20 protein-coding genes and 1 tRNA gene are annotated in these 21895 nt (G+C 70.9%); 10 read left to right on the top strand and 11 right to left on the bottom strand.

Annotation, left to right across the window (positions count from 1 at the left end):
• Both XM48_RS03475 and orn read left to right on the top strand, forming a co-directional pair.
• On the top strand, positions 1-253 hold a 253-nt coding region (locus tag XM48_RS03475; protein WP_046454402.1), incomplete at its 5' end, for an AAA family ATPase.
• 38 nt (positions 254-291) lie between these two features.
• A complete protein-coding gene (gene orn, locus XM48_RS03480; protein ID WP_084820939.1) occupies positions 292-951 on the top strand; it encodes an oligoribonuclease in 660 nt (219 codons plus the stop codon).
• A gap of 18 nt (positions 952-969) precedes the next feature.
• Here orn and fepB read toward each other — a convergent pair whose 3' ends face one another.
• From fepB to XM48_RS03500, 4 genes are read right to left on the bottom strand one after another with little or no spacing between them, the layout of a single operon-like run.
• The gene (gene fepB / locus XM48_RS03485; protein ID WP_046454403.1) at positions 970-2010 is read right to left on the bottom strand and encodes a Fe2+-enterobactin ABC transporter substrate-binding protein; all 1041 of its coding nucleotides are present in this window, start codon (positions 2008-2010) and stop codon (positions 970-972) included.
• 4 nt (positions 2011-2014) lie between these two features.
• Positions 2015-2878 carry an ABC transporter ATP-binding protein gene (locus tag XM48_RS03490; protein WP_046454404.1) on the bottom strand — a complete coding sequence of 288 codons (864 nt, stop codon included), beginning with the start codon at positions 2876-2878 and terminating at the stop codon, positions 2015-2017.
• Positions 2875-3927, bottom strand: a complete 1053-nt coding sequence (locus tag XM48_RS03495) for an iron chelate uptake ABC transporter family permease subunit (RefSeq protein ID WP_046454405.1) — start codon at positions 3925-3927, stop codon at positions 2875-2877. Before XM48_RS03495 ends, XM48_RS03490 begins: the two co-directional genes overlap by 4 nt.
• Positions 3924-4976 carry an iron ABC transporter permease gene (locus XM48_RS03500; protein ID WP_197074133.1) on the bottom strand — a complete coding sequence of 351 codons (1053 nt, stop codon included), beginning with the start codon at positions 4974-4976 and terminating at the stop codon, positions 3924-3926. The genes XM48_RS03495 and XM48_RS03500 overlap by 4 nt, the downstream gene beginning before the upstream one ends.
• Positions 4977-5072: 96 nt before the next feature.
• Here XM48_RS03500 and XM48_RS03505 point away from each other — a divergent pair, with 96 nt between their 5' ends.
• Positions 5073-6377: an alpha/beta hydrolase-fold protein gene (locus tag XM48_RS03505; RefSeq protein WP_084820941.1), complete on the top strand. Its 1305-nt coding sequence runs from the start codon at positions 5073-5075 to the stop codon at positions 6375-6377.
• Between the two features lie 33 nt (positions 6378-6410).
• Here XM48_RS03505 and XM48_RS03510 read toward each other — a convergent pair whose 3' ends face one another.
• The 3 genes from XM48_RS03510 to XM48_RS03520 form a co-directional block, all read right to left on the bottom strand.
• On the bottom strand, positions 6411-8027 hold the full coding sequence (locus tag XM48_RS03510; protein ID WP_046454407.1) for an ABC transporter permease: 1617 nt from the start codon (positions 8025-8027) through the stop codon (positions 6411-6413).
• Positions 8027-9007: an ABC transporter ATP-binding protein gene (locus tag XM48_RS03515; protein ID WP_052961267.1), complete on the bottom strand. Its 981-nt coding sequence runs from the start codon at positions 9005-9007 to the stop codon at positions 8027-8029. The genes XM48_RS03510 and XM48_RS03515 overlap by 1 nt, the downstream gene beginning before the upstream one ends.
• A 76-nt stretch (positions 9008-9083) precedes the next feature.
• Positions 9084-9506 carry a DUF1801 domain-containing protein gene (locus XM48_RS03520; protein ID WP_046454409.1) on the bottom strand — a complete coding sequence of 141 codons (423 nt, stop codon included), beginning with the start codon at positions 9504-9506 and terminating at the stop codon, positions 9084-9086.
• Positions 9507-9544: 38 nt separating this feature from the next.
• Here XM48_RS03520 and XM48_RS03525 point away from each other — a divergent pair, with 38 nt between their 5' ends.
• From XM48_RS03525 to XM48_RS03535, 3 genes are read left to right on the top strand one after another with little or no spacing between them, the layout of a single operon-like run.
• Positions 9545-11152: a hypothetical protein gene (locus tag XM48_RS03525; protein WP_046454410.1), complete on the top strand. Its 1608-nt coding sequence runs from the start codon at positions 9545-9547 to the stop codon at positions 11150-11152.
• A complete protein-coding gene (locus tag XM48_RS18425; RefSeq protein WP_046454411.1) occupies positions 11149-11910 on the top strand; it encodes a polyprenol monophosphomannose synthase in 762 nt (253 codons plus the stop codon). The genes XM48_RS03525 and XM48_RS18425 overlap by 4 nt, the downstream gene beginning before the upstream one ends.
• Positions 11903-12382, top strand: coding sequence for a GtrA family protein (locus tag XM48_RS03535; protein ID WP_052961268.1), 480 nt, complete (start codon positions 11903-11905; stop codon positions 12380-12382). The genes XM48_RS18425 and XM48_RS03535 overlap by 8 nt, the downstream gene beginning before the upstream one ends.
• On the opposite strand, the gene XM48_RS03540 is transcribed toward XM48_RS03535, so the two are convergent.
• Positions 12376-13116, bottom strand: a complete 741-nt coding sequence (locus XM48_RS03540) for a response regulator transcription factor (protein ID WP_046454412.1) — start codon at positions 13114-13116, stop codon at positions 12376-12378. The two genes, XM48_RS03535 and XM48_RS03540, sit on opposite strands and share 7 nt — an antisense overlap.
• Complete coding sequence (locus XM48_RS16815) at positions 13113-14348, bottom strand: sensor histidine kinase (RefSeq protein WP_052961269.1); 1236 nt, start codon at positions 14346-14348, stop codon at positions 13113-13115. Before XM48_RS16815 ends, XM48_RS03540 begins: the two co-directional genes overlap by 4 nt.
• 163 nt (positions 14349-14511) lie before the next feature.
• Between XM48_RS16815 and XM48_RS03550 the strand changes: the two genes are divergently transcribed.
• Together XM48_RS03550 and XM48_RS03555 are read left to right on the top strand one after the other, a co-directional pair.
• Positions 14512-15009: a hypothetical protein gene (locus XM48_RS03550; protein ID WP_052961270.1), complete on the top strand. Its 498-nt coding sequence runs from the start codon at positions 14512-14514 to the stop codon at positions 15007-15009.
• A 48-nt stretch (positions 15010-15057) separates the two neighbouring features.
• Positions 15058-15133, top strand: a tRNA-His gene (locus XM48_RS03555).
• A 100-nt stretch (positions 15134-15233) separates the two neighbouring features.
• On the opposite strand, the gene XM48_RS03560 is transcribed toward XM48_RS03555, so the two are convergent.
• Positions 15234-16337 carry an alcohol dehydrogenase catalytic domain-containing protein gene (locus XM48_RS03560; protein WP_046454413.1) on the bottom strand — a complete coding sequence of 368 codons (1104 nt, stop codon included), beginning with the start codon at positions 16335-16337 and terminating at the stop codon, positions 15234-15236.
• Positions 16334-17893, bottom strand: a complete 1560-nt coding sequence (locus XM48_RS03565) for a cytosine permease (protein ID WP_046454414.1) — start codon at positions 17891-17893, stop codon at positions 16334-16336. The genes XM48_RS03560 and XM48_RS03565 overlap by 4 nt, the downstream gene beginning before the upstream one ends.
• Positions 17894-18144: 251 nt before the next feature.
• On the opposite strand from XM48_RS03565, the gene XM48_RS03570 reads away from it, so the two are divergent.
• Together XM48_RS03570 and XM48_RS03575 are read left to right on the top strand one after the other, a co-directional pair.
• The gene (locus tag XM48_RS03570; protein ID WP_046454415.1) at positions 18145-19056 is read left to right on the top strand and encodes an Lrp/AsnC family transcriptional regulator; all 912 of its coding nucleotides are present in this window, start codon (positions 18145-18147) and stop codon (positions 19054-19056) included.
• A gap of 236 nt (positions 19057-19292) precedes the next feature.
• Complete coding sequence (locus XM48_RS03575) at positions 19293-21854, top strand: transglycosylase domain-containing protein (protein WP_231580789.1); 2562 nt, start codon at positions 19293-19295, stop codon at positions 21852-21854.
• The last annotated feature ends 41 nt before the right edge of the window (positions 21855-21895 follow it).

Raw genomic sequence — 21895 nt, forward strand, 5'->3', positions numbered from 1 at the left:
GCAGCGGGTCGCCATCGCCCGGGCGCTCGCCCGCTCACCCCGGATCCTGCTGCTCGACGAACCGGTCTCGGCGCTGGACCTCACCGTGCAGGCACGGGTGCTCGACCTCCTCGACGACGTGCAGACGGAGCGCGGCACCGCGATGCTGTTCGTGTCGCACGACCCGGCCGTGATCGACCACATGAGCGATCGGATCCTGCACGTGGAGCCCGAGGGTTCCCTCGGCGGGGCCGCCGCGTCCGCCCGTCGGTAGACTTGGCTCGTCCGTCCGCAGAACCGAGGAGAGCTCCCGTGTCGAACACCCCCGCCGAACAGATCGTGTGGATCGACTGCGAGATGACGGGACTCGACGTCGAGCTCGACGGGCTGTGCGAGATCGCCGTGATCGTGACCGACTTCGACCTGAAGCCGCTGCACCCGGGCTTCGAACTCGTCATCAACCCGGGACCCGACGCGCTCGCCCACATGAACGACTTCGTACGGAACATGCACGAGACCTCGGGCCTGCTCCCCCGCATCGAGGCCGGCGTCGACCTCGCGGAGGCCGACCGCCTCGTGCTCGAATACGTCTCGCAGTGGGTGCTGCCGGGTCGCCGCCCCCTCGTCGCGGGCAACACGATCGGCATGGATCGGCGCTTCATCGCCCGCTACCTGCCGCAGCTCGAGGAGCGCCTGCACTACCGCAGCATCGACGTCTCCACGATCAAGGAGCTCTCGCGCCGCTGGTACCCGGCCACCTACTTCGCGGCTCCCGAGAAGCGCGGCGGCCACCGCGCCCTCGCCGACATCGCCGAGTCGATCCAGGAGCTCGCCTACTTCCGCGACGCCGTGCTCGTGGCGCAGCCCGGACCCGACAAGGCCGCTTCCGAGGGGTTCGCGAAGGCGGCCATGGAGCGCTTCGCTCCGCTCATCGACGGCGAGGACGCCCCCGCGGCACCGTCGGCCGGCTAGGGGCGTCCTGCTCCGCCGCTACTTGGCGTACGACTTCGCGAGCGAGTCGAGCATCATCCCCGCCGAGTAGTAGTCGAGGCGGAACGTCTCGCCCGGGGTGTACTGCACCTTGCCCGCCTCGACCGCGGGCGCGGTCGAGAACGCCGGGTTCTTGGCGACGGTGTCGTGCGCGAGCTTGTCGGCCGAGACGACGAGCCAGTTATCGCCCGTCAGCCCCTTCTGGATGTTCTCCATCGACAGGTTCACGATGTCCTTGCGGTCGGCGCCCATCGAGGTGTCGCCCTTCACCGAGTCCGGGATCTGCGCCATGCGGAACCCGAGCTCCTGCAGGATCTGCACGTGCGGCGAGTCCTTCGTCAGCGCGGCCGCGCCCGATCCGTCCCCGAAGACCATGAGCGCGGAGGTCGTGCCCTGCGGCAGCGCGATCCGCTTCTTGACGTCGGCGAGGTGCTGCTCGTAGTCCGAGATCACCTCCTTCGCCTGCGACTCGTGCCCGGTCGCCTCGGCGATCGTGCGCGTCACGTCCTGCCAGGACTCCCCGCTGTAGTCGATCACGAGCACGGGGGCGATCTTGCGCAGCTGCGCGACGCTGTCCATCTGGGAGTCGCCGCTGTTCTTCGAGACGAGGATCAGATCGGGCGCGTACTCGACGGCGTTCTCGATGTTCGGAGAGGCGTTCTCGTAGAGCTTCTTCACCTTCGCGGCCTTCGCCTCCTTCGACCACTGGTTGAAGAAGCCCTGGTCGTCGCTCAGGCCGTCGATGTTGGGGCTGGTCGAGGCGCTCGCGACGACCGGCGCGCCGACGGCCAGCGCCGATCCGGTGAGCGTCGTCGAAGTCGAGACGATGACCTTCGGCTGCTCCTTGAGGGTCAGCTTCCCGTCCGAGGTCTGGATCGTGCGCGGCCACCCGCCGCTCGTCCCGCCCGATGCCTCGCCCGCGTCCCCCTGGCCGCCCGAGGCGCACGCCGAGAGCGTCGCGGCCACGAGGATCGCGCCCGCGATCGCTCCGAGCCGTCGCCGGGGTCGGGTGTTCTGCTGGGCCGAATGCCGAATGCGCATCGCCTTACCTTTCTGCGGCCGCGGTGGCCGGTGCTGTCGGAATCTCGGGTTCTCCGTCGTGGACCGCGTCCCGAGGCGGTTCGTGCGGGATCACCAGCGGCGTTCCCGTCACGGGGTCTGGAATGACGAGGGCGGGCAGGCCGAAGATCTCGGCGACGGCGTCGCCCGTCACGACGTCGGCGGGCGGACCGCTCGCCCGGATCCGGCCGTCGCGCATCGCGACGAGGTGCGTCGCGTACCGCGCGGCCTGGTTGAGGTCGTGCAGGACGGCCACGATGGTGCGCCCCTCGTCGCGGTTGAGCCGTCGGCACAGCTCGAGCACCTCGTACTGGTGCGCCAGGTCGAGGAACGTGGTCGGTTCGTCGAGCAGGATCGTCCCCGTCTCCTGCGCGAGCACGAGCGCGATCCATACGCGCTGCCGCTGGCCGCCGGAGAGCGCGTCGACCGGGCGGTCCGCGAGCGGAGCGACCCCGGTGACGCGCATCGCCCGCTCGATCGCATCGTGATCCGCGGCGCTCCACTGCCGGATCACGCCCTGGTGCGGGGACCGCCCCCGCGCGACGAGGTCGCGCACGCGCATCCCGTCGGGCGCGAGCGCCGACTGCGGCAGCAGACCGACCCGCCGCGCGACCTGCTTGGTGCCGAGCCGGTGGATGTCCTCACCGTCGAGCAGCACGGTTCCCGCGCTCGGGCGGTGCAGCCGGGCGAGCGCGCGCAGCAGCGTCGACTTGCCGCAGGCGTTCGGCCCGACGATCACGGTGAACTCGCCCTCCGGAATGCCGATGTCGAGCCCGGCCGCGATGATGGTGGAATCGTAAGCGAGCGTCGCGTCCCGCGCGGCGAGACGGGGCGAGGATTCGCGGGTCATGAGGTTCTCCGGTTCTCGAGGAGCAGCAGGGCCATGAAGTAGGTGCCGCCGACCGCGGCGGTGACGATGCCGACGGGCATGCTGTCGAGCGCGGCCTGGCTCAGTACGTCGGCGCCGAGCAGCAGCAGCGCGCCCATGGCGGCCGAGGCGGGCAGGGAGGCGACGGAGTCGCGCGTCAGTCGGCGCGCGAGGTGGGGCGCGATGAGCGCGACGAACATGATCGGGCCGACCGCGGTCGTGGCGAGCGCGACGAGCACGGTGCCCGCGAGCACCATCAGCGCCCGCGTGCGTTCCACCCGCAGGCCGAGCGACGCCGCGAGATCGGGGCCGAGCTCCAGGTCCCGCATCGCCGGCGCGAGCGCGAGCGTCGCTCCGAGCACGACGAGCACGCAGATCGCGGTCGGGATCGCGACGCTCCAGTCGGAGGCCTCGAGCGTTCCGGTCACGGCGCGCAGCGCGCCGAACGCGGCGTCGCTGTCGGCGCGCACGAGCAGCCAGCGGTTGAACGCCCCGAGCATCGCGCTGATGGCGATGCCCGACAGGATCAGCACCAGGCCGCCGAACCCGCTGCGCAGCGACAGCGCGTAGATCACGGCTCCCACCGCGATGCCGCCGACGAGCGACGCGGCCGAGACCGAGGCGTACGACGCGCCGAACAGCAGCACCGCGACGAGGATTCCGGTCTGCGCCCCCATCGAGAAGCCGATCAGGTCGGGGCTGCCGAGCGGATTGCGGGTGACCGACTGGAACAGCGCGCCCGAGACGCCGAGCGCGGCGCCGACGACGAGGGCGAGCACGATGCGGGATCCGCGCCACTCGACGATCACGAGGTGCGCGCCGCGGTTCTCCTCGCCGAGCAGCAGACGCCAGGCATCCGCGTAGCCGTAGGAGGAGGCGCCGACGCCGATCGCGATCACCGCGAGCACGACGCAGGCCAGCAGGAGCAGCGCGGTGATCCGCACCGTGCGGCGCGGCAGCAGCAGCGAACGGTCGCCGCCGAGTCCGACCCAGCGCGTGCCGGAGGGATGCGGGGGTGCGAGACGGGTCATCGGCGGGCTCCGCTCAGCCGGAGCACCATGACGAGCAGCACCGGGGCGCCGACGAAGGCGATGAGCAGCCCCACCGCGAGCTCCCCCGGCCGCGCGACGACGCGGCCGACCACGTCGGCGCTCAGCACGAGGATCGGTCCGGCGACGGCGCACAGCGCGATGATCCACCCCCGGTGCGGGCCCATGATCCAGGCGCAGACGAGCGGGACGACGAGGCCGACGAACGAGATCGGGCCCGCCGCGGCCGTCGCCGCGGCGCACAGCAGCGTGAGCGCGATCAATGCCACGACCCGGGTTCGAGCGACCGGCGTGCCGAGCGCTGCGGCGACGTCGTCCCCGAGCGAGAGATCGGTGAGCCCGCGCGCGATCGTCAGCACCAGCACGAGGCCGATCAGCACGGGCACGACCACCAGCGGCAGCGGCACGTCCATGCGGGTGAGGCCGCCGACGTCCCAGAACCGGAAGGCGTCGAACGCCCGCGGCTTCAACAGCAGCACGGCCGAGATGACGCCTCCCGCCGCGGCCGAGAACGCGATGCCCGCGAGCACGAGACGCATCGGCGAGGCGCTCCCCGTGCCGCGCGTCCCGATGAGGAACACTACGGCGGCGGCGGTCAGCGATCCGACGGCGCACAGTGCGAACTGGGCCGAGGGGCTGGTCATCCCGAGGAAACCGGCGCCCAGCACGACCGCGAGCGACCCGCCGGAGGTGACGCCGAGCAGACCGGGATCCGCCAGGGGGTTGCGCGTCACGGCCTGCATCACGGCGCCGGCCACCGCGAGCGCGCAGCCGACGGCGAGTCCGATGATCACGCGCGTGAACCGCATGACGCCGACGATGTAGCTCTCGTTGCTGCCGTCGGGGTGCTGCAGCAGGTGCCACACGCGATCGAGCGGGATGGTCGAGGAGCCGATGGCGAACGCTGCCGCGATGATGACCAGGAGCAGTGCCCCGGCGACCAGGAGCGCCGTCACGCGGACGACGGTGCGCGGCGTTCTCGGCGGCCGATCCGACGGCGCACGGGAGGGAACGGTTTCGGTGCGGGTCACGATCGGGGTCCTCGAGGTCACGGGCGGAAGCGGAATCCGATCCGGAATCCGAAGCTTCGTCAAACATCGGACGAAGGTAAGGCTATCCTACATACGATGAATGCCTCGATCGCAACCCCGTCGTCCCCGCCGCCCTTCCTCCCCCCGATTCCGCGCAGATCACCGCCCGCCCGCGTGCTCGACGCCCTCGCGCGCGGCGCGAGCGCCGAGGACGTCCTCGCCGAGGCCGCGCGCGTCGGCGGAGCCTGGATCGATCCCGACCCCGACGCCCCGGACCACCGCATCGTCACCGTGGTCCGCCGCCTCGAGCACGACGACGAGTCCGCGGTCCTGCTGATCGACACCGTCACCCACCTGCATCGATCCGACCTCGCTCCCTTCGTCCTCGACCGCGTCGGGCACGCAGGGAGCCGCCTGCACGCGGGCGCGTTCTCGCTGCCCGCGACGCTGCGCGCGACCGTCGCGCTGCTCGTCGAGCGCCCGCTCGATCCCGAGCTCGGCGCCACCCGCGAGCGCTGGCGCCCGGTCTACGACCGCACCGAGGCGCTGCCCGGAGGTGGCGAGGTGTGCGTCACGGCCGGCGGCGGGCGCAGCAGCATCCTCTCGCTCCCCGACGCGCTGCCGCAGCGATTCGTGCGCGCGGACCCCTCCGAGGATCCCGTGCCCGCGGGGAGGGTCCACCGCGGACAGATCGATTCGCGGGTTCTCGGGTTCCCGCTCGACGTCTGGTGTCATCTTCCCGCGAGCGCGGCGGAGCGCGGCGTCTCGGGCGTCGCGCTCCTCAGCGACGGCGACCGGCTCACCTCGGAGGTCCCCCTGCTCCCCGCGCTCGATCGGGCGTCGGCGGCCGGTGCGCTCGCTCCGGTCGCGACGGTGCTCTACGCGACCGCGGACCCCGCCGATCGACCGAGGGCGCTCGGAATGAACCCCGCCCTCGCCGACTTCCTGACGGACGAGCTGCTCCCCTGGGCCGGGTCCTTCGCGGCGCTGCCGACGGATCCCGAACGGCGCGTCGTGGGCGGCGCGTCGCTCGGCGGGCTCGCCGCAGCGGACCTCGTGCGCCGAGCACCCCACGTCGTGCGGAACGCCATCGTGCAATCGGGCTCGTTCTGGTGGCCGGACCCCGCGGACGGTGCAGCGCCGGGCGCGCAGCTGGGGCTGTGGCGCGGCAGCGGGTCCGCGGCCGGGATCCGCATCTTCCAGGAGGTCGGCGAGTTCGAGGGGCACCTGCTCGGGCTCAACCGGGAGTTCCGCGCGCTGGCGGAGGGTGCCGGAGCGGCCGTGCAGTACCGGGAGTACTGCGGCGGACACGACTTCGCGTGCTGGCGCGTCGGTCTCGTCGACGGACTCATCGCGCTGCTGGGCGGGGAGGCGAGCCGCGCGCCCGCGCGGCGCACCTGAACGCTCGGGCGAACGGTCCGGCCGCGGCCGCGCCTACCCGTCTGCTTCGAGCTCCCGGCGGCGCATCAGCGCGAACGCCGCTCCGCCGGCGAGCACCAGCACCAGCAGCAGCCAGACGAGGCCGCGCAGGTCCGCGCCGTTGCCCTCGGGAACCGGAGCCACTGCGAAGGGCGAGAGGTTCACGACCCAGTCCGGCGCCCCGAACAGCGGAGCGAACAGTCCGAGCATCAGGGTGACGAGCACCAGGCTCCAGCCGAGACCGATGGTGAGCCGCGGCAGGACCACGAATACGAGTGCGGTGACCGCCGCGAACACCGCGGCGGCGGCGGCCTGCCCGGCACCCGAGATCACGGCGTCGCCCAGCAGCGCGCCGTCGCCGGCGCGCAGCGCGCCGAGGGCGGACCCCGCGACCGCGAGCGCGAGGATCACCACCACGCCGACGAGCGCGACCACGACGAAGGAGGCGAGCCAGACGACGCGGTCGACGGCCGCCGAGCGGACCAGCTCCGCCGTGCCGTGCGCCTCCTCCTGGCGCGCCCGCGACACGGTCTGCACCGCGAAGCAGGCGGCGAGCACCCCGGCCACCAGATAGAAGATCACGATCATGCCCTGGTTCACGCTGCCGCCCTTGGCCAGCGCCTGCAGCAGCTGCTGCACCGCGGGCACCTTGCCGCCCATGTCGGTGACGACCGAGGCGAGTCCGGTCGCCAGCGCCCCCGTGAGCAGTGCGCCGATCCCCCAGCCGAGCAGCGACCCCCGGGTCAGTCGCCAGGCGAGCGCCCAGACGGATCCCAGCGAGGCCGGGGCGAACGCCGGGCCCGGGCGTTCCGGCACCAGACCGCCGTCGAGGTCGCGTGCGCCGTGCAGTGCGTAGGCGACGCCGACGAGCACGACGGCGAGACCGAGCGCCGCCGCCAGCGGCGCCCAGTTGTCGTCGGCGAACGGGCGGGTCTGCTCGATCCACCCGAACGGAGAGGTCCACGCGAGCCAGGAGCTCTCGATGCGCTGCAGATCGGCGCTCGGCGTACCCAGCGCGTTGCCGATACCCGAAGCCAGGAACGTCGCGAGCAGGACCCACACCCCGAGAGCGTTCGCGCCCCGGCTCGTGCGCATCAGCTGCGCCGCACAGAGCCCGACGGCGAGGAACACCAACCCGGCCGCCGCGGTGCCCGCGCCGGCCACGAGCGACCCGCCCGGAGCGAGCCCGAGCGCGAGGGAGACCACCGCGACCAGCAGACCCAGCAGGACCGACGCGCCGGCGCCCTCGATGAGCGTCGCGGTGAGCGGAGCCGAACGCCCCGCCGGCGTCGCGCCGATCAGTTCGGCGCGGCCCGATTCCTCATCGCCCCGCGTGTGCCGCACCGCGAGGAACAGCGCCATGAACGCCGCCATCATCGCCAGCCAGGGCAGGATCAGGAACAGCATGAACGCCGCGTCATCGGGGCCCGAGGGGAGACCGCGGAACAGCAGGATGACGGGATTCGCCACGACGGTCTGCAGCAGCACCTTGCGCTCGGCGAGCGAGCCGTAGCTCGCGAACACCCCGCTCTGCGCCGAGTAGGCCAGCAGCACGGTCGCGATGATCCAGAGCAGCAGCTGCACCCGGTCGCGGCGGATCCGCAACCGCAGCAGCGGCATCAGGGCGGGCATCACGCACCTCCTGCTGCGTTCCGGGCGTGCCGTCGCCCCGCTCGGGTCGCGGAGTCGACGCCCGGCGAACCGCTCGCAAGGTCGTCGCCGTAGTGGTGCAGGAACAGGGTCTCGAGCGTCGGCGGCTCGATGCGGAGCCCGGTGACGCCTAGCCGCGCGAGCTCGGGCAGCAGTGCGGACACCCCGTCGCTCGGCGCCGTGAACCGCACGCGCCCGCCGCTCACCTCGAGGTCGACCGCGCCCGGTACGTCGAGCGCCTGACCGCCCGGGGGCTCGACGAAGGAGATCTCGGTGCTGGTCAGGTGCCGCAGCTCGGCCAGCGTGCCCGAGTCGACGATGCGCCCGGCGCGGATGATGCTGACGCGGTCGCAGAGCTGCTCGACCTCCGAGAGGATGTGGCTCGACAGCAGCACCGCGGCGCCCTGGAAGCGCACGCGCTCGACCTCCTCGCGGAACACGACCTCCATGAGGGGGTCGAGACCGCTCGTCGGTTCGTCGAGGATGTAGAGCTCGGCCGCGACCGAGAACGCGGCGATCAGCGCGACCTTCTGCCGATTGCCCTTGGAGTACGAGCGCCCCTTCTTGCGCGGGTCGAACTGGAACGCCTGTGCGAGCCGATCGCGCTCGGAGCGGTAGTCGGCGCTGCGCGTGTCGGCGCCGCGGAGGCGGGCGAGCAGGTCGATGATCTCGCCGCCCGTGAGGTTCGGCCACAGGCTGACGTCGCCGGGCACGGACGCGATCCGCCGGTGCAGCTTCGCCGCGTCGTTCCAGGGATTGCGATCGAACACCTCGGCGCGGCCGCCGCTCGGCCGAGCGAGCCCCAGGAGGATCCGGATGGTGGTCGACTTGCCCGCGCCGTTGGGGCCGAGGAAGCCGTGGACCTCGCCCGCGGACACCGAGAGATCGAGGCCGTCCAGTGCTCTGACCCGACCGTAGTTCTTCTGCAGCCCGACCGTGCGGACCACCGCATCTTCGCTCATGGCGCTCACACTACGCCGGTCGGGGTGGGATGGTGCGACACCCGAATATCAGTCGGGGCGCTCCCACAGCCGCCGCTCAGGGTTCGGGATCGTCCTCGCGTTCCCACGCGATCCCGATGAGGCGCCGGAGCACTCCGAGGTCGATGTCGGAGAGCCGTTTCACATACACGCAGCCCGCCCCCTCGGTGTAGCGACCGAGCTCCGGCAGCAGCTCCGCGCCGGCGGGCAGGTCCTTCAGCCCGTAGATCGACAGTGCGGACTTCCGCGGCGAGAATCCGACCCTGGGCCAGGTGCCTCGAGTGCGCGGGTTGGCCGCCGAGATGTAGCGATAGGAGCCGTAGCCCACGATCGACGGGCCCCACATGACGGGCTCGACCCCCGTGGTCTCCGCGAAGATCCGGGCGAGCTCGATCCCGTCCGCCCGGCGCACCGCGGGGGTCGCGGCATCGAGGAACGCGTCGACATCGGCGTCGGTCGGGCCGGTTTTGACAGCTGACATGGGTCCATTGTGCACGCTCGGAGCGGCATACTGGACGGATGACCGTTTCCGCCGCGCGCACCCCGCCGCGTTGGGTCGCACCGGCGATCGGAGTGTTCGCCGCGCTGGTCGGTTTCTGGGGCTCCTGGATCCCCTCCTACTGGGGCGACGAGGCGGCCAGCCTGATGTCGGCTGTACGGCCCCTGAGCTCGCTCCCCGCCGAGCTGCTGCACGTCGACGCGGTGCACGGCGCCTACTACCTGCTGCTGCACGCCTGGGTCGATCTGCTCGGCCCGAGCGAGGCGGCGACCCGATCCCTCAGCGCGATCGCGATCGGCATCGCGGCCGCGGGGATCGTGCTCCTCGGGGCCCGCTGGTGGAAGCCGAGCGTCGGCGTCGCGGCCGGCATCGTCTTCGCCCTGCTGCCGCGCACCACCGACCTCGCGGTCGAGGCGCGCAGCTACGCGCTGTCGATCGCGGCCGCGGTCTGGCTGACGCTCTGGATCTCGTCGATCATCCGCCGCGGCGGAGCCCGCCGGTGGGAGTGGGTCGGTTACGCGGTCGCCACGGCCGCATCGGGCGCCCTCTTCCTGTACCTGCTCTTCCTGCCCGCCGTGCACCTGGTGGCGGCGCTCACCGCGACCCGCGTCGGAGCGGATCCGGCCCCGGCCGCGATCGGGGCCGCGCGCACCCGCCTGCTGCGCGGCTGGCTCCGTGCGACCGTCGGAGCCGCGGTGCTGTCGCTGCCCTTCGTCGTCGTCACCCTCGCGCAGAAGGACCAGGTCGCGTTCCTCGCCAACCGCGGATATCTTACCCTGCAGAACATCCTCGCGACCCAGTGGTTCAGCACCCCCGGCACTGCGATCGTGCTGTGGACCCCGATCCTGATCGGCGCCATCGCATCGCTCTCGGTCGGCCGACGCGGCCCGCTCGGCCGACTGGCCACGGGCCTCGGCGCCGCCGCGGGCACGCGCGAGTCGGATCCGCACGCGTCCCGCTCCGTACCCGCGTTCTGGCCGACGCTCGTCTGGCTGCTGCTGCCGACGCTCGCGCTCGTGCTGCTCGACGTCGCGATCGCGCCGACCTACAACATGCGGTACACCGCCTACTCGCTGCCGGCCGCCGCCCTGCTCGCGGGGGCGGGCATCGTCGCCCTGTCCGGGTGGATCGCGCGCGGCCCGGGCGCTTCGGCGTCGCTGGTGGTCTGCGGGCTCCTCGCGGTCGCCGTCTCGGTGGTGCCGCACTACGCCTCCCAGCGCACCGAGTTCGCGAAGGACGGCGGCGCCGACTTCCGTGCGGCCGCCGACGTCATCGCCGCGGACGCGGAACCCGGCGACGCGCTGCTGTTCGGCGAATCGGTGCGCCCCTCGCGCAATCCTCGACTCGTGTACCGGCTCTACCAGGACCGCTTCACCGATATGGCCGATCCGCAGCTCCGAATCGCGTACGATCGCAAGGCCGGTCTGTGGGATACGCTCGCTCCGGTGTCGGAAGTCGCCTCGGAGCTCACCGCGCAGCGGATCTGGCTCATCGAACGCCCAGCCGCGGGGCATACGGCCGCCGATACGCTGACGCTCATGGATGCCGGCTACCGGCTGGTGCAGCGGACGACGCTGCCGCGCACGGAGGTGCTGCGGTTCGAGAAGACAACAGGAGGGAACCCGTGAACGGTCGCGCGGTCGTGGTGCTCCCGACCTACAACGAGGCGGAGAATCTGCCGCGCATGGTGTCCCGGATCCAGGCGGTGCTGCCCGAGGCCGCGATCCTCGTCGTCGACGACGCCTCCCCCGACGGCACCGGTCGCATCGCCGACCGCTACGCCTCCGCCGACCCCGCCTTCCACGTGCTGCACCGACCGGGCAAGGGAGGCCTCGGCCCCGCCTACATCGCCGGCTTCGCCCGTGCGCGCGAACTCGGCTACCGGGTCATCGTGCAGTCCGATGCCGACGGTTCGCATCGCCCCGAGGATCTGCCCGCGCTGCTCGCCGCGCTCGACACGGCCGACGTCGCCGTGGGGTCGCGCTGGGTGCCCGGCGGCGGCCTCGGCGGGCACTGGCCCTGGTACCGCAAACGGATCTCCCGCGTCGGGAGCCGCTACGCCGGAACTCTGCTGAAGCTCCCCCAGAAGGACATCACCGGCGGGTTCCGGGCCTTCACCGCGGACGCGCTCGAGGCCATCCGGCCCGGCCTCGTGACGAGCCGCGGATACTGCTTCCAGATCGAGATGCTCGATCGGGCGGCGCGTTCGGGCTGCCGGATCGCCGAAGTGCCGATCACCTTCGACGATCGCATGCACGGCGTCTCGAAGATGTCGCTCCCCATCGTGCTCGAGGCGTTCCGGCGGGTGACCGGCTGGGGCTTCTCGCGCCTGTTCCGCCGCCCGAAGCCGCTCCCGCAGATCTCTCGGAGCGAAGCCCGTGCTTGATCACCCACGCCGGCGCACGGACGGGCTGCGCACGCTCGTGCGCCAGCTCTTCCAGTTCGCCGTCGTCGGCGGTTTCGGCTTCGTGGTCGACGTCGGCCTCTTCAACCTGCTGCGCGCCCACCCGCCGACGGGGCTCGCGGACCAGTGGCCGATCATCGCGAAGTGCATCTCGGTGCTCGCCGCGATCGCGGTCAACTGGATGGGCAACCGCTGGTGGACCTTCCGGTCGTCCCGCCGACGCAACACCGCGCGCGAGGCCGTCGAGTTCCTCATCGCGAGCCTCGTCGGCAGCGGCGTCTCGCTGCTCTGCCTCTGGGTCTCCCACTACGTGCTCGACCTGCGTTCGGTGCTCGCCGACAACATCTCGGCGAACTTCATCGGCCTGGCGCTCGGCTCGGCGGTCCGGTTCGCGGCCTACCGGTGGTGGGTGTTCGCCGAGCACCGCATCGCTGTCGAGGACCGCGTTCAGTAGCCGCGCAGGCGATCCCGAACGATCCCGACCGCTTCGGTGCGGCTGCTCGCCCCGAGCTTCGCGAACAGCGCATTGACGTGGCTCTTCACCGTCGCGATCGAGATGAAGAACGACGACGCGATCTCGGCGTTGCTCGCGCCAGAAGCGATCGCCGCGAGCACCTCGCTCTCGCGGGGCGTGAGCTCCGGGAACCCCGCTCGGAGTGCCGCGGCGTCGACGGGGGCGCTCTCGATCGAGGCCTCGACCGGGCTCCGCGGTCCGCCGTCGGATCCGGTCGCACCATCGGCGCCGCCCCCGCCGACGAACACGCGTACCAGCTGCCCGGCCGCGGACTCCGAGAAGACGGTCCCGCCCCGGGCCACGGAACGGATCGCGTCCACGAGCTGCACCCGGCCGGCGTCCTTGGTGAGGAAGCCTCGCGCACCGGCGGCCAGGGCGGAGCGCAGCGAGTCGCCGTCGTCGAAGGTCGTGAGCACCAGCACGGCCACCCCGGGCTGCTCGGCCCGCAACCGCCGCGTCGCCTCGACGCCGCCGATGCCGGGCATCCGCAGGTCCATGAGCACGACATCGGGCCGGGTCTCGCCCGCGAGCTCGACCGCGCGCTCGCCCGTCGCCGCCTCGCCGACCACCGCGAGCTCGGGGCTGAGGTCGAGGATCGTGACCAGGCCGTCGCGCACGATGTCCTGATCGTCGGCGACGAGCACCCGGATGGGCGCGGGCGCGGGGCCGGTCACGCGTCGACCCCGAGGAACGGCACCGTCACCGACAGCACGAACCGCCGCATGCGCGGGCCGGACTCGTCATCGACCGCGCGCTCACCGGCCTCCATCGCGGCGGGCGGGCCGAGCGAGAGCACCCGCTCGCGCAGGCCGCGCAGACCGAAGCCGCCGCCGGGGATCTCGTTCACGTGGCCTCCCTGGGCGAGCGCGTTCTCGACGCGCAGGCGCACGTCGTCGCTACCGGGTTCGAGCAGCAGGCGCGTCGCGCCGCCCCCGTGCTTCCGCGCGTTCGCGAGCCCCTCCTGGGCGGCGCGCTCGATCGCCATCGCCGCGGACGCGGACAACGCGCGCGCCCGCTGATCTGCGCCTTCGGGCAGCACGACTTCCAGATCGCCGCCCACGGCGTTCGCGATCGAGCAGATCCGATCCCGCAGGATCGGCCACGGCACCGGCTCCTCATCGTTCCCCTCGCGCAACGCGTGCACCGCCGCGCGCGCCTCCCGGAGCCCCTCGACCGCGAGCTCCCGGGCCGCGGCGACCCGCGCTCCGGCAGCCTCGATCCGTCCGGCCTCGATCTGCAGCGCGACGGCGTCGAGCTGCACGACCAGACCTCCGAGGCTGTGCGCGAGCACGTCGTGCAGATCACGTGCGAGCGAGCGCTTGCGCGCCTCATCGCGAAGTGCGAGCTCGCGCTCCGCTGCGCGCGCCCGGTCACGGGCGGTGGCGGCCCGCTGCCGCCAGCTCAGTCCGGCCGCGATGCCGATCCCGAGACCGAAGAGCGTGTTCACCAGCTGCGAGATGGAGGCGCCGGCGAAGCCGGCGCTGAGGCAGTGCAGCAGGATCGCGGCACCGCAGACGGCGAGGGCCGCACCGATCGGGACGGCGATCTCCGAGAGGAAGATCGCCGCGGCCACCGCCGCGGGGAACGTGCCGATCCCGTTCGTCGCCCCGGAGCTCGCGCTCGCCAGCAGCGCCGCGGCACCGGCAGCGGCCGCCATCAGCACCTCCCGTCGCCGCAGGCGCGGATCCGGTGCGCCCGTCGCGAGCGAACTCGACCCGGTCGTGGGGATCGCGATGAGCGCGATGAGCCGCACGGCCAGGAGGGCGAGCGAGAGCGAGAGCAGGACCGTCGCCCAGAGCGGGGACGGTTGCAGCGCGAGGAGCCAGACGCTCAGACCGATCACCGTGGCCTGGAGCACGATCGTGCTCCAGGGTCGGCCCGGCACGAGCACCAGTGGAATCTGCATGCCCTCATTCTGCCGTCGGCATCGCCCGTTCGGCACCCGCGCGCGATGATCCCCACCCACCCGGCCCGATCTCCACCCGGATCTCCACCCGCGGGTGCATGCCCTTGGACCGACGCCGCGCGAAGCTGGGAGCATCCCGTTCCCGACCGACCAGGAGCACCCCGTGTCCTACACCGCCTACATCCCCGCACTCATCGCCGTGGTCTGGCTGCTCGTGCGCCAGCTCTCCGTGCGACCGCTCAAGGATCGCCCCACGCTCGCGCTGATCCTGCTCGTGATCGGTGCCGCGCAGACCGCGCAGTTCGCGCAGGACACCCGCATCGACGGACTCGATGTCGCGCTCGGTCTCGCCAGCCTCGTCGTCGGCGCGGGACTCGCCGCGGTGCGCGCCCACACCGTGCGGCTGTGGCGCGACGGTGACGCGGTGCTCACCCAGGGCACCGTCTGGACCCTGCTGCTCTGGATCGTCGGCATCGGGCAGCACCTCGTCTTCGAGTTCTTCACGCACACGCACGGCTTCGGCACCGCGACCCTCCTCGTCTACTTCGGTGTCGTGCTGCTCGTGCAGCGCCTGCTCCTGAGCCGCCGGGCCCGTCTGCTGCACCTCACGGCCCCCGCGGACGCTCGGCGTGGCGCATTTGGCGACGAAGCCCGTGCATAGGCTATGCTTGCAGCGTTGCCTCGTGAGCTTGCTCGCAGGGCACGCATGGTGGCTATAGCTCAGTCGGTAGAGCACCGGCTTGTGGTGCCGGTGGTCGCGGGTTCAAGTCCCGTTAGCCACCCCAAGTCAAACAGCCCCCGACTCTCGAGTCGGGGGCTGTTTCGTTTTCTCCAGCCTGGTGCTGCAGAGAATGCGCCCGGGCCCCAATGGCCCGGGCGCACGGCTCAGCCGAACAGCACCACGCTCCGCGCTTCCGCGCCCGCGCGCATCGCGGCGAAGGCACCGTTGGCCTCCTCGAGCGGGATCCGGTTCGAGATCAGCAGGTCGAGCGGGAGCCGCCCCGCGAGGTACAGCGCCGCGTAGCGCGGGAAGTCGCGCGCGGGCACGCTGCCCCCGTAGTTCGAGGCGATGATCGTGATGCCGCGGTAGCAGAGGTCGAGCACGTCGAACGGGATCATCGAGCCCTCCGGCGGCATGCCGACGAGGACCGCCCGTCCGCCCACGCGGACGTGGGACGGCAGCTCGGGGATCGTGCGCGAGTTGCCGATCGCTTCGAAGGCGACGTCGGCGCCTCCCCCGGTGATCCGCTGGATCTCATCCGCGGTGGCGTCGTCCGCGAGCAGCGCGTGCGTGGCGCCCGCCCGCAGCGCGAGCTCGAGCTTCTCGGGGTTGCGGTCCACCGCGATGATCGGGTGCGCACCGGCGAGCCGCAGGCCCATCAGGATCGACAGTCCGACTCCGCCACAGCCGACGACCACGGCGGATTCCCCCGAGGTCACCCGGGCATTGTTCAGCACCGCGCCGATGCCCGTGTTCACCGAGCAGCCGATCAGCGCGGCGATATCGAACGGGAGCTCCTCGGGCATGCGGATCGCAGCGCTCGCAGGCACGACCGCGTACTCGCTCATCGATCCGACGGCGAGGTAGGGGAAGACGTCCTCGCCGGATCTCGACAGGCGGGTGGTGCCGTCCGGCATCACGCACTCGTTCGAGCGCAGATCGGTGCAGGCCCAGGGTGTGCCCGACTGGCAGTTCACGCAGCCGCCGCAGGCCTGGTTCCAGACGAGCGCCACGTGGTCGCCCACGGCGAGCCCCGTCACGCCCTCGCCCAGCTCCTCGACGATGCCGGCACCCTCGTGCCCCATCACCGTCGGCGAGGGGACGTTCCACTCGCCGTCGAGCACGTGTCGGTCGGATCCGCAGATCCCCGATGCCCGCATGCGCACGAGCACCTCGCCGCGGCGCGGTGCCGCCACTTCGATCCGGTCGATCTCCACCTCGTCCCCGGTGCCCGAGTAGATGGCTGCGGCGCTCGTGCGAGCGGTCATGCGGATGCTCCTTCGATGATGGGCGCGGATGCGCCCCTGTGGACGATCGGCGACGCCTGCGCGCCCGATCGGGACGGGACCCCGCGCGGCCCCTCCGGGCCGAACACGTAGTCGGGGTCGGGGTTGAGACGCAGCAGGCCCCAGTAGAGGAGGCTCGACAGCAGCAGCGCCACGGGCAGGCTCACGTCGGCGCCTCCGGCGAGACCACCCCAGACGCCCACGAACTGGCCGGGGAGGTTGACGAACATCACGCCGGCGACCGCGCCGACGGCCCAGGCGATGACCGCGTTGGTGTTCCAGCCGTGCTGGAACCAGTAGATCCCGCCGGTCTCGCGGCGGCTGAACACCAGCAGCGGTTCGACGTCGTACCAGCCGCGCCGAACGACGTAGCCGATCAACATGATCGCGATCCACGGCACCGTGCAGACGACCAGCAGCACCGAGAGCGTGGTGACGCTCTGCACCATGTCGAATACGAACTTGCCGACCAGGACGAACACGACGGTGATCGCGCCGATGAGGGCGGTCGAGGCGACGCGCCCCATGACCACGACGATGCTCGAGAAGTCGAGCCCGGTCCCGTAGAGCAGGCTCGTGCCCGTGGTCACGCCACCGAGCACGCCGATGATGGCGAGCGGCACGAAGAACCACGTGGGCGCGCTCGCGACGAGGCCTCCCACGTAGTCGCCTCCGGCGATCAGCTCGGGCGAACCGATCGAGATGACCGACGCCGTGACGTGGCCGAAGAGGAAGGCTCCCAGGCAGGCGAGCTGCGCGAGCACGACCGCGACGATGAGGGACCTGCGGGGCACGGAGCGCGCGACGTAGCGCGAGTAGTCGCCGAGGAAGGGGCCGTACGAGACGGGGCAGGACATGGCGACGAGCACCGAGCCGAAGAAGCCCGCGATGTACACGGGATCGCTCCACCGGTCGGCGGCCCGGTGCGCGAGCACCGCGGCGAAGTCGGCCTGGCTCGCGTAGACCACGATCCCGACGACGAAGAGCACCCCGACGAGAATCGGCACGAAGCGGTTCAGGACCACGAGCATCCGGTAGCCGTAGACGCAGATCACGATCAGCAGCAGGGCCATCAGCGCGTACACGAGTCCCGAGAGCAGACCGGTCTGCTCGAAGCCGAAGAGCCGCGCGACGGACGCGAGCAGCGCATCGCCCGACGCCCAGACCGCGAGGGCGAGGAACGTGAAGGCGCCCAGGAGCGCCAGTAGGGATCCGATCAGACGCCCGTGCGCACCGAAGTGGGCGGACGAGGAGACCGCGTTGTTCGTGCCGTTCTTCGGCCCGAAGAGCACCATGGGCGAGAGGATGAGCGATCCGACGAGCACGCCGATCACGATCGCGAGCACCCCGTCCCAGAATGTGAGCCCGAAGACCACCGGGAAGGTTCCGAGCACGGCGGTCGAGACGCTGTTCGCGCCGCCGAAGATGAGCCCGAAGATGTCCCGCGGTTTCGCCCACCGCTCCGATTCCGGGATCGGGTCGATCCCGTGCGCTTCGACGGCGAAGGTCGCCGCCTGCTCTGCTGTCTGCTCCGACATGGAGTGCTCCTCTTCGAGTTCCGGGTGGTTCCGGTTCCGGGAACGCTCCCGGATCCGAACCGACTCGGGCAACTGTAGAAGCCCGCGGGCACGGTCGCCACCGAAAACACAGGGTGATTCGCCTCAGACTGATCATACGTTTCAGAAATGCCCCGAATCAGCACGTAAACTGCTCCAAGGCATCGACGATCGATATTTTCGCGCAGGCAGATCGTGCGACTTTCGAACGATCCGAACCGAACGGAGGCGCAGTGACGACGAACGAGGAGCTCGCACGACGGGTCCTGCAGGAGGTGCGCCAGGACGGCCGGGCCAGCTACACCGGCATCGCGCACCGTCTCGGCGTGCCGCGGCAGCTCGTCGCGGCGATCGTCGAGGACGCCGTGCGCGAGCATCGGATCCGGCTGACCGCGACCGTCAGCCCCGACCTGCTCGGCATCACCCGCTATTCCTACCTCCTCATCCAGTCCTCCGGCCCGAGCGGGCCGATCCTCGACGCCCTGAACGCGATGCCGGAGACCTGCTTCGTCTCGGCCCTCGCGGGCACCGCGGGCGTCGACGCCGAGGTGCGGGTCGGCTCGGACGCGGACCACCAGCGCGTGCTCGGCGAGATCCGCTCGATCCCCGGCGTGAGCGGTATCTCGTGCAACGTCTACGAGCGGATCTTCGTCAACATCGATTCCCCGCTCCCCGACCGGGCGGCCGCGTCGCTGCGCATCGATCAGGTGGATCGCGGGATCATCACGGCGCTCGAGCGCAACGGACGCGCGACGTTCCGGGAGCTCGGCGCAGCCGGCGGAGTCTCCCCCGCGAGCGCCAGGAACCGCCTGCACCGCCTGCTCCAGCATCGGGCGGTCAAGGTCGTCGGCCTGCCCGTCCGCGACCATCAGGTGGGCCCGCCCCCGCTCGGTCTCGGGATCCGGATCCGCGGAGCGCTGACGGCGGACCTCATCGACCGCGTCTGCGCGGTCGCCCCGGAGTTCCTCGCCTCGTCGAGCGGTTCGTACGATCTCATCTCGACGATCTCGGCAGAGACCCCGGAGGGCCAGCTCGCCAAGCTCGATGCGCTGCGCGGCATCGAGCAGGTCGCGCTCGTCGACGCCTGGTCCCACCTGCGCATCACCAAGGAGCTCTACGGCCTGTCCGCCCTCGTGATCGGGTGATCCTGCTCGAAAACTGCTTCAAGATTTCCGAAAACCAAATAGCATAAGCCGCATATCGTTTTTGTATGGTCACATTCTCGTGACGAAGTCCATTTCTCGCAGAAATGCTCCCATAGAATCTGCGCATGCCCGAACGAGATTCATCACGCCCGTCTCGCATGCATTCCACCGGGGTGCGAACGACGAAGCCCCGGAGCCTCGGAGGCGTCCTCGCGAGCCTCCTCGGAGCCATCGCCATGAGCGTCGTGGCCGGCGTGCTGCTCACCGCGGCCATCACTCCGGTCGTCGCGCTCACCGGAGCCGGAGCGACCTCGGCGATCAAGATCTTCGAGAATCTGCCGGACCACCTCAACCCCGGTGAGCTCGCACAGCCCTCGACCCTGTACGCGAAGAAGGGCGGCAAGACCGTCCAGCTGGCGACCTTCTACGACCAGGACCGCAAGACGGTGCCCTGGGACGCCATCTCCCAATACGTGAAGGACGCGGTCGTCGCCGAGGAGGATCCGCGCTTCTACTCGCACGGCGGCGTCGATATCATCTCGACCGGCCGGGCGATCCTGCAGAATCTCGCGAACAAGAATATCTCCGGGGCCTCGACGGTGTCGATGCAGTACGTGCGCAACGTGCTGATCCAGGAGTCGCAGGCGATCGTCGACGAGAAGAAGCGCAAGGCTGCCTATAACGACGCGATGAAGCAGACCGCGGACCGCAAGCTCAAGGAGATGAAGCTCGCGATCAGCATCGAGAAGAAGTACTCGAAGGACGAGATCCTCCTCGGCTACCTCAACATCGCGCTGTTCGGCCGACAGGTCTACGGCATCGAGTCCGCCGCCCAGTACTTCTACGGCAAGTCCGCGAAGGACGTCACCCTCGCGGAGGCGGCGAGCCTCGTCGCGATCGTGAACAACCCGTCACAGCTGCAGCTCGACCTGCCCGAGAACGTGGCGCGGAACACGGAGCGCCGCAACAAGATCCTCGGCTCGATGCTCCGCCACGGCAAGATCACGCAGGCGCAGTACGACGAGGCGAAGGCGACCCCGGTCACGCCGAAGATCAAGCCGCGTCGGCCGGGCTGCTCGGTCGCCGAGGGCAACTACGGTCTCGGCCACTTCTGCGACTACGTCCAGCGCTACATCCGCACCGACGCGAGCTTCGGCTCGACCGCCGAGGAGCGCATGTTCAAGTTCCGTCGCGGCGGCTACCAGATCATGACCACCATCGACCTCGATATGCAGGCGGCGGGCCTTCGGGCGATGCACGACACCGTGCCGCAGCGGATCGATGGGATCGACGCCGGTGGTGCCAGCTCCTCGGTCCAGGTCGACACCGGCAAGGTGCTCGCCATGGTGCAGAGCCGTCCGTTCAGCGACGACGGCGACTTCCTGAAGAAGAACCCGACGTACACGAGCATCAACTGGAACACCGACTTCGAGTACGGCGGATCGAACGGCTTCCAGGTCGGTTCGACGTTCAAGCCGATCACGCTGACCCAGTGGCTCAAGAGCGGGAACTCCGTGCGTGACCTGGTCAACGTCAACGGCCGCACCGTGCAGCAGCAGTCCTTCCGCGCCTCGTGCATGACCGATGGCGTCTACAGCTATGGCGACTGGACGTTCTCGAACGACAACCTCGGCATCCGCGGCACGCAATCGGTGCGGACCACCATCGCGAATTCGATCAACGGCGGAGTCGTCTCGATGGCGCAGAAGCTCGACCTGTGCGAGATCTTCCAGACCGCGAAGGACCTGGGCATCCACCGCGCCTCGGACCTCCCGAAGAGCGAGGAGGATCCGGCCAAGCCGTTCGTCCCGACCCTCACCGGCGACTTCCGTGACCTCTCGATGGTGCCCTCGAACACCTTCGCCGGCGTCGACGAGATCGCCCCGATCACCATGGCCTCCGCCTACGCCGCGTTCGCCGGCGGCGGCAAGGTCTGCACCCCGGTTCCGATCGAGTCCATCACGGGCCCCGACGGCAAGCCCGTCGACTTCACCAGGAGCAAGTGCACCAACGCGATCTCCCCCGAGGTCGCCGCGGGCGTCGCATACACGCTGCAGTACACGGTGACCAACGGTCTCGCGAGCCACGCGGCCTCCTCCACCGGCGTCCCGCACCTGGCGAAGACCGGTACCACCGACGACGTGGTCGACAACTGGACCGTGGGTGCGAGCACCAAGGTCGCGACCGCCACCTGGGTCGGCAACGTGGGACCGACCTGCGCGGACCCGCGCGACGCGAAGACCTGCGAGCGCGTCTCGACCCGCTTCTTCGGCAATCTGATGTACGCCGACCAGACCATCTGGCCGGCCCTGATGAACGAGGCCGATCGGAAGTACGGCGGCGACGCGTTCCCCGAACCGTCGGAGTCCGCCCTCCGCATCACGACCCAGCAGGTGCCCGATGTCACCGGGAAGTCCGTCGAGCAGGCGACGAGCGCGCTCACCGCTGCGGGCTTCACCGTGGTCGACGGCGGCACCACCGATTCCGCGGTCGCGAAGGGCATGGTCGCGAGGACCGACCCGGCCGCGGGCAGCGCGGTGCAGGCCGGATCCACGATCTCGCTGCTCCGCAGCAGCGGGAACCTCGCGAAGGTCCCCGACGGGCTGACCGGACGGACCGGCGCGGACGCTCAGAGCGCGCTCGCCGGTGCCGGCTTCACCAAGGTCGTGCTGCAGTGCGACACCGGAAGCGGCAAGCCGGACCCCGGCAAGGACATCGTCAAGTCCGTCAGCCCCGGCAGCGGCAAGGAAGCCAAGCAGAGCTCCCAGATCACGCTGACCCTCAGCTGCGGACGGTGACCGGCGCCGTCGGGGCGGATGCAGCAGCACCGCCCCGACGG

Origin of the sequence: Leucobacter sp. Ag1 (genome assembly GCF_000980875.1) — a bacterium.
Lineage (GTDB): Bacteria > Actinomycetota > Actinomycetes > Actinomycetales > Microbacteriaceae > Leucobacter > Leucobacter iarius.

What these genes read in the sequence shown, in the direction of transcription:
- fepB (WP_046454403.1), bottom strand. Translation starts at nt 2,010, where the DNA reads ATGCGCATTCGGCATTCGGCCCAGCAGAACACCCGACCCCGGCGACGG.
- XM48_RS03490 (WP_046454404.1), bottom strand. Translation starts at nt 2,878, where the DNA reads ATGACCCGCGAATCCTCGCCCCGTCTCGCCGCGCGGGACGCGACGCTC.
- XM48_RS03495 (WP_046454405.1), bottom strand. Translation starts at nt 3,927, where the DNA reads ATGACCCGTCTCGCACCCCCGCATCCCTCCGGCACGCGCTGGGTCGGA.
- XM48_RS03505 (WP_084820941.1), top strand. Translation starts at nt 5,073, where the DNA reads ATGAATGCCTCGATCGCAACCCCGTCGTCCCCGCCGCCCTTCCTCCCC.
- XM48_RS03510 (WP_046454407.1), bottom strand. Translation starts at nt 8,027, where the DNA reads ATGCCCGCCCTGATGCCGCTGCTGCGGTTGCGGATCCGCCGCGACCGG.
- XM48_RS03515 (WP_052961267.1), bottom strand. Translation starts at nt 9,007, where the DNA reads ATGAGCGAAGATGCGGTGGTCCGCACGGTCGGGCTGCAGAAGAACTAC.
- XM48_RS03520 (WP_046454409.1), bottom strand. Translation starts at nt 9,506, where the DNA reads ATGTCAGCTGTCAAAACCGGCCCGACCGACGCCGATGTCGACGCGTTC.
- XM48_RS03525 (WP_046454410.1), top strand. Translation starts at nt 9,545, where the DNA reads ATGACCGTTTCCGCCGCGCGCACCCCGCCGCGTTGGGTCGCACCGGCG.
- XM48_RS16815 (WP_052961269.1), bottom strand. Translation starts at nt 14,348, where the DNA reads ATGCAGATTCCACTGGTGCTCGTGCCGGGCCGACCCTGGAGCACGATC.
- XM48_RS03560 (WP_046454413.1), bottom strand. Translation starts at nt 16,337, where the DNA reads ATGACCGCTCGCACGAGCGCCGCAGCCATCTACTCGGGCACCGGGGAC.
- XM48_RS03565 (WP_046454414.1), bottom strand. Translation starts at nt 17,893, where the DNA reads ATGTCGGAGCAGACAGCAGAGCAGGCGGCGACCTTCGCCGTCGAAGCG.
- XM48_RS03575 (WP_231580789.1), top strand. Translation starts at nt 19,293, where the DNA reads ATGAGCGTCGTGGCCGGCGTGCTGCTCACCGCGGCCATCACTCCGGTC.